This window comes from Vibrio genomosp. F10 str. ZF-129 (assembly GCF_000287055.2).
In the GTDB taxonomy this organism is placed as follows: Bacteria; Pseudomonadota; Gammaproteobacteria; order Enterobacterales; family Vibrionaceae; genus Vibrio.
On record NZ_AJYQ02000072.1, the window covers coordinates 705 to 1958 of the forward strand.

The 1254-nt window shown below is 40.4% G+C and carries 2 protein-coding genes; both read right to left on the reverse strand.

The window, feature by feature from the left end; genetic code table 11:
- Nucleotides 1–245: 245 nt before the first annotated feature.
- A complete protein-coding gene (locus A1QO_RS07320) occupies nt 246–560 on the reverse strand; it encodes a hypothetical protein (RefSeq protein WP_017039565.1) in 315 nt (104 codons plus the stop codon).
- A 114-nt stretch (nt 561–674) separates the two neighbouring features.
- Nucleotides 675–1211: a nucleotidyltransferase family protein gene (locus tag A1QO_RS07325; RefSeq protein ID WP_017041083.1), complete on the reverse strand. Its 537-nt coding sequence runs from the start codon at nt 1209–1211 to the stop codon at nt 675–677.
- Nucleotides 1212–1254: the final 43 nt, after the last annotated feature.

Here is a 1254-nt window from a genome sequence, read left to right on the forward strand (position 1 = left end):
TGAACAATCAGCTAAAACTTGTCTCATAACAACACCAATTAAGTATTTAAATAAGTGCTTATTTTAGGCCTTATTTTCAGTCTTGGCCAGAAGTTTTTGATTGCAGCATAACGCCCAATTAAGTGGTGAACAACGCACTGACCAAGCCGCTGCATTGCACCGTAAAACACTTTACCTAACGCATAGTAAAACTGCCACGCGTTGAGAATCCACTTGAATTGTTTGTTATGCGAATTTGGTGGCTATTAAAGAAAAACTAATAAACAAACTAAAACAATAAGCACGATTGTAAGTACAAAGACAGGTCTATTTTCCTTGTACTTCCAAGAATACCAAGGGGGCTGATCCTTGGCATATGCACCTAGTAATGAAGCATTCAGTGAGTACTCAACCAATTTTCGGTGCTGATGATCTTTAGGTATTTTTGATAGTATCTCTAAGTCGTCTTTTATATCGTCTTTCCAGCGTTTAAGTGGATCTTGCTTAATAAGATTTGCAAAACCAACAAGAATTACAACTATCAAGCTGAGTAGCTTTAACAAAGTTTCATCTATTAGCATACCAACTGCCTTTCATCGTATTCGCATAACGCCGCATTAAGGTGTGAGCGGTGCTTGGCTATACTTGAGCGAAGCGAAACTGCCAAGCGTTGCGAATCACTCTTAAATGCTTTGTTAGGGCACAGTTCTCAAAGATCGCCACCTTACTAACCAGCCCTTTGAATTTACACGATTTTCAAACGTTTCTCGTGACCTTTTAGGATTATGTGTGACACAGTAACCAAATAAGGATTCGTACCCAAAAGCTGCAATACATTCATAGCTACCAGGTGCGACTTGTTGAATGGCAACAGCTGTCTCTAGTTCTGGCCAATAACTCATAGCATCAAGGGAGCTTGTGTAAGGTAAATCGCCATTTCGAGTATGCATGAGTGCTTGGTTACGAACTTGCCAGTTAATTTCTGGCATTAGCTGCTTGAGCTGAGATTCATACTGTAAATATGCTTTAGGGTCGTTCTCGTCAGTAGCAAAGTAAATAACATCCGCATCGTTCAATGGTGTCGCTACATCAAAACCATGCAGTGCATCCCAGACAAGATTACGAACGAAACCAGCTGCAATATAGCATTGAGGCAAGCCCAATTTAGAGACATACTCTAAGGCTTTGACTCTAACTGGATCTTGTTTGATTAATTCTACGATTTTGTCCATTTCCGCCCTGTGCCCTAACGAATGATATGGACTCCCTCTACCT